The organism is Cyanobium sp. A1C-AMD (assembly GCF_024346495.1).
Lineage (GTDB): Bacteria > Cyanobacteriota > Cyanobacteriia > PCC-6307 > Cyanobiaceae > Cyanobium_A > Cyanobium_A usitatum.
On record NZ_JAGQDB010000131.1, the window covers coordinates 1 to 5,030 of the forward strand.

A 5,030-nucleotide genomic window follows, 5' to 3' on the forward strand; every position below is an offset into this window, starting at 1 on the left:
TCGGCAATCGGCCGGAAGCGGCGCACCTGATCGGCATAGGTGGCGCTGAGCTGGTGGTAGATCACCTCGGGAGTGGCGTCGGCCTGGAGGGCGGCGATGTCCTGCCAGCGCTGGATCGCTTCTCGGTGATCGCCATGGGCAACGCAGCGCTCAGCCTCCTGAATCAGTAGGGGCCGGTGGGGCTGGAGGCCACCGGGCAGAGCATGGTCGAGGGCGGCCTGCAGGTGATCGAGGGCGGGATCGGGCTGATCAGCCAGCAGGAAGGCGCGGCCCAGGTGCACAGCGGCAGCGGCATAGGCGGCCTTGGCTTTGGAGTTGCAGACACTTTCAGCGGCCATCGCAGAGGGTTTCTGGTGGTGAAGGGCGGCAGGAACCTCACGAACTGCAGTCCAGATCAGGCCTGCGTGCTCGGCGGTCTGAGCTCCTCCAGCAACACCGCCAGGGCCTCACTCAGTTGGAGCCTGTTGCGGGAGGTGTCTGCAAGGAGGAATCGGCATTGAGCAGCAAGGCATCGAGCCTCGATTCGAGCGCGGCGAGCCGTTCGTTCTCTTTCCTCAGCAGCTCGATCTCGCTCTTCAGCAGCTTCAAGCGCTTGTCCCGTTCGAGCTCTCTCTGCTCGAACTCGCTCTCGAGCAGCTTCGACCGCTTCTCGCTTTCGAGCGATTCGATCCTCAGCTGCCTCGTTCGCAGCTCGATGTCGTAAACGGGACGCCAGTTGAACATCGCCAACAAGCGCCGCCAGGGCGGCAAGGTGCAGACCCATGTTGATCTGTCAGAAAAGCCCCTGCTCATGGGCCGGGAGACTGAGGAAGCGGGAGAGCTTGTCATCCCCGTAGTTTGCGGTAAACGAAATCAGAAGCAGCAGCGAACCGGCCAGAAGAGTTGACCATCCCTGGCGATCCAGCAGCCGGGGCTGCGGCACTAAAGCGGGCAGCGCTGAACGGTTTTGAGATGTCATCACCGTAGCGAGGGCGCACTAAGACCGATCGCCTCACAGTACGCATGCACTATCGCAGGCAGCTTCCGTGCTTTCGCTGATTCACAAGCGACCAGCTACCTGCGGCGGGCTGACCGCGCCAATCATCAGCCGCCCTCGGCGGGCACCAATCACCCCAGCTCGCCATAATCTCACCCCATGAGCCCCGGCAGCCAGTAAACCCCCACCCGCAGCCGCTGGATGCGCGCCGGCCGCGAGTGCATGGCGGCGGACGACTGGGCCGGCGCCATCCGCGCCTACGGCCAGGGGCTCATGGACCAGCCCCTGCTGGGCATGCACTACGCGGCCAACCTGGAGCGGGCCCGCAGCCAATACCGACAAGAACGCCGCACCATTAATCAACAAGGCCCGGCCCACACCCAGGTGGTGGTGGCCGCAGCCGAGCTGAGCCACAACGCCGCCGGCCGCGCCTTCACGCTGGCGCAGCTCTATCAACACCTGGGCCATCCGGTGGCGCTGCTGGGCAGCCACTTCCCCCAGTGGGGCCGCGAGCTGTGGGAGCCCATCCAAACGGCGGTAACCAAAGCCCAGCTGCCGGTGCACACCTTTGTGGCCGAGCACGAACCCCGCTATGTGGAGCAGGCCTTTGCGCTGGTGCTGCAGCACCCGGCCGATCTGGTGCACCTGAGCAAGCCGCGGCTGCCGGCGGTGGTGATCGGCCTGCTCTACAAGCTGCTCTGGGGGACGGCGGTGCTGGTGGACATCGACGATGAGGAGCTGTGCTTTGTAGGCGAGCGCCAGCCGATCACGCTCGATGGCCTCAAGCGGCGGTGGATCTGGCCCAGCGGTTTGACGGGGTTACGACGGCCAACGAGCCGCTGCAGGGGCGCTATGGAGGCACGCGAGGATTCGGGGTGACTCCTCTCGCAGCTGCCAGGGGTTGCAGCCTGCCGAGTGGGCCGGGCCAGTCGCTGCCAGGGGCTCATGAAACCCGCAGGGATCTCACGAATTGCAGCCCTGCGGGAGCAGGAGCTTCAGCTGCCGTGATCTTCCAGCCAGGCCGCTAAGTCTGCTGGCCCGCTGAAGTCGAGCAGCGCCTCGGCCAGGGCTTCCAGCTGCTCCAGCGGGAGTGCCTGGATGCAGGCGCTGGTGGCCTCGCTGAGGGGGCCGCAGCGGCGGCTGAGCAGGCGCAGGGTGACTGTGGCTTCACCGAGGGCACGGCCACGCACCTCTCCTTCCTGCCGGCCCTGCTCAAACCAGTCGCGCACGGCGCGGGTGTGGAGAAGGTCTTTGGCTGGGATACCGAGCAGTTTCATGATCTGAGCTTCTGTTTGGTCTTTGAGCCTTTGAACAACGATAGGCAGAACAGCCGAAAGCAGATCCGGCCGCCGCTCCAGGATCTGCTGAGTGCTGGCTTGTAGCTCAGCCTCAGGCCGCACCGGCAGCGTGAACAAAGCGAGCATGGGATCAAGATCCTGCTTGCGACTGAGCTCTTCCAGGCTGAGGGTCCGCACCTGCTGCCAGAACTGGGCCAACGGCAGGGGCGGCCGTTCGGTACCCAGGCGCAGACGGCTGTGGGGCATGACCACCACCATGGCCACGTGCTCAACGTGGGGATGTTGCTGGAGAAAGCGAGCTGTTTGAGCAAACAGACGGTGCTGGAAGCCTGAATCACTGAACATCTGCACCTCCAGCAGCACCACCGGCCGATCCGGCGTGCCGGCCTCCCCGCTTCTGGGCCAGAACGCACCGTCGAGCCGATGGTTCGCCGCTTTGAGCTCCGGCGCGTCAAAGCGGTACAGCGCATCACCCGGGGAGTCGGGCCCTAGCGAGGGCGCCGCAGAGGCCCCATGCGGCAGCAGCAACGCGATCAGATCCGGTGCGCTCTGGAACAGCCCATAGAACCAGTGATCGGTTTTCAAGCTTCCCCATCCGGCACAGCTCAGCCCTCCAATCCGATCACTGCATAGTACGGCTGCACTACTGCGGCCAGCATCCGTGCTTCCACGGATTCGCGAGCACGCTCGTCTGCCTGCGGCGGGCGCGCCCCTTCAGCCAACCAACACCCAGCGGTGGGCACCGGCCCACCCCCTGCACCCCACCCCCAGCCGCCAGAGCCTCACCGCATGCCCGCCAGAGCCCCAGACCCCGCCGCCGCGCCCAACCGCAGCCGCTGGATGCGCCAGGGCCACGAATGCATGGCGTCGCGCGACTGGGCCGGGGCAATCCGCGCCTAGGGCCAGGGGCTGCTGGAGCAACCCCTGCTGGGCATGCACTACGCCGCCAACCTCGAGCGTGCCCGCAGCCACTACCGCCAAGAACGCCGCACCATCAACCACCAAGGCCCAGGCCACACCCAGGTGGTGGTGGCGGTGTCAAGCGACATCCGGAATTGGTCCTCCGGCGACACGAAAACTGGACCAGCGCCGACACCAAAAGTGAGCCATCCGGTGGCGCTGCTGGGCAGCCATTTCCCCCAGTGGGGCCGCGAGCTGTGGCAGCCCATCCAAACAGCGGTAGCTAAAGCCCAGCTGCCGGTGCACAGCTTTGTGACCGAGCACGAACCCTGCTACGTCGAGCAGGCATTTGCGCTGGTGCTGCAGCACCCGGCCGATCTGGTGCATCTGAGCAAGCCGCGGCTGGCGGCGGTGCTGGTGGACATCGACGATGAGGAGCTGTGCAATGCGTGCGAGCGCGAGCCGATCACGCTCGATGGCCTCAAGCGGCTGTGGACGCGGCTGGCGGTGGATCTGGTCCAGCGGTTTGATGGGATCACCGTGGCCAACGGGCCGCTGCAGAGTGCGTGAGCAACTGAGCGCCAGGGATTGATTCGGGGTGACTCCTCTCGCAGCCGCCAGTGGTTGCAGCCTGCCGAGTGGGCCGGGGCCGGCGCTGCCAGGGACTCAAAACCAGCAGGCACCTCACGACTTGCAGCCCAGCTCAGGCCCTAAGTGTTAGGCGGCGGCCTGAGTTCTTCCAGCAAAACCGCCAGGGCTTCACTCAGTTGGAGCCGGTTGCGGGAGGTGTCTGCGAGGAGGAATCGGCATTGAGCAGCAAGGCATCCATTCTGGATTCGAGCGCAGCGAGTCGTTCGTTCTCTTTCCTCAGCTGCTTCGTACGCTTCCTGCTTTCGAGTTCTCTCTGCTCGATGTCGTAGACGGGACGCCAATTGAACATCGCCAACAAGCGCCGCCAGGGCGGCAAGGTGGAGACCCATTCCGACCTGCTCATGGGCCGGGAGTCTGCGGAAGTGGGAGAGCTTGTCATCGCCGTAGTTGGTGGTGAACGAAATCAGCAGCAGCAGGGAACCGGCCACAAGCGTTGACCATCCCTGGAGATCCAGCAGCCGGGGCGGCGGGACTGGAGCAGGCCGCTCCGGAAGGCCTTCAACATCTGACATCACCGTAGCCAGGGCGCATCCATCCCGATGAAGCCATGGTACTGCAGTACTAGCTGCGATGGGTGCGTGGTTTCGCGGGTTGAAGCCGAGCGGAAGTGCTGAGCTAACGGCGGGCCTGGTGTGGGAGATGCGTGCAGCGACGCTAACTGGATTCGCGATTTCAGACACCAGATGTGGTGTGGTTTTGGGCTGAAACTAAGAGCGTCGCGGACAGCTTGACCGGGGGCAGAGAGCCACAGCACGGGTGGCCGCTGGACCGCGCTGCTCAGAGCACCTGGGGCGACTCAGGGCTGGTGGCGGGCGCACCCCCTTCAGCCAACCAACACCCAACGTCGGGCACCAGCCCCCCCATCCGCCATAGCCTCACCCCATGCCCGCCAGCGCCCCAGACCCCGCCGCCGCCCCCAACCGCAGCCGCTGGATGCGCCAGGGCCGCGAGTGCATGGCGGCGCGCGATTGGGCCGGCGCGATCCGCGCCTACGGCTAGGGGCTGATGGAACAGCCCCTGCTGGGCATGCACTATGCCGCCAACCTGGAGCGCGCCCGCACCCAATACCGTCAAGAACGCCGCACCATCAACCAGCAGGGCCCCGCCCACGCCCAGGTGGTGGTGGCAGCAGCCGAGCTGAGCCACAACGCCGCCGGCCGCGCCTTCACGCTGGCGCAGCTCTATCAACACCTGGGCCATCCGGT

General features: G+C 65.7%; 8 protein-coding genes. 5 read left to right on the top strand and 3 right to left on the bottom strand.

The annotated features are described in order from the left end of the window. Positions 1-338, bottom strand: a 338-nt coding sequence (locus tag KBY74_RS13665) for a hypothetical protein (protein WP_254943174.1), incomplete at its 3' end; no start/stop codon positions are given. Positions 339-450: 112 nt separating this feature from the next. After that, entirely contained in the window at positions 451-729 is a 279-nt protein-coding gene (locus tag KBY74_RS13670; RefSeq protein ID WP_254943175.1) for a hypothetical protein, read from the bottom strand. Here KBY74_RS13670 and KBY74_RS13675 point away from each other — a divergent pair. Together KBY74_RS13675 and KBY74_RS13680 are read left to right on the top strand one after the other, a co-directional pair. Continuing rightward, positions 716-886: a hypothetical protein gene (locus KBY74_RS13675; protein ID WP_254943176.1), complete on the top strand. Its 171-nt coding sequence runs from the start codon at positions 716-718 to the stop codon at positions 884-886. The genes KBY74_RS13670 and KBY74_RS13675 overlap by 14 nt on opposite strands. Positions 887-1,177: 291 nt before the next feature. Continuing rightward, entirely contained in the window at positions 1,178-1,855 is a 678-nt protein-coding gene (locus tag KBY74_RS13680) for a hypothetical protein (RefSeq protein ID WP_254943177.1), read from the top strand. A gap of 116 nt (positions 1,856-1,971) precedes the next feature. On the opposite strand, the gene KBY74_RS13685 is transcribed toward KBY74_RS13680, so the two are convergent. Next, complete coding sequence (locus KBY74_RS13685) at positions 1,972-2,859, bottom strand: DUF2887 domain-containing protein (RefSeq protein ID WP_254943178.1); 888 nt, start codon at positions 2,857-2,859, stop codon at positions 1,972-1,974. Between the two features lie 348 nt (positions 2,860-3,207). Between KBY74_RS13685 and KBY74_RS13690 the strand changes: the two genes are divergently transcribed. From KBY74_RS13690 to KBY74_RS13700, 3 genes are all read left to right on the top strand, one after another. Beyond that, positions 3,208-3,744, top strand: a complete 537-nt coding sequence (locus KBY74_RS13690; protein ID WP_254943179.1) for a hypothetical protein — start codon at positions 3,208-3,210, stop codon at positions 3,742-3,744. Between the two features lie 362 nt (positions 3,745-4,106). Then, positions 4,107-4,262: a hypothetical protein gene (locus KBY74_RS13695; RefSeq protein ID WP_254943180.1), complete on the top strand. Its 156-nt coding sequence runs from the start codon at positions 4,107-4,109 to the stop codon at positions 4,260-4,262. Positions 4,263-4,830: 568 nt separating this feature from the next. Beyond that, positions 4,831-5,030 (top strand): hypothetical protein (locus KBY74_RS13700; protein WP_254943181.1); only part of this gene is annotated, 200 nt, incomplete at its 3' end.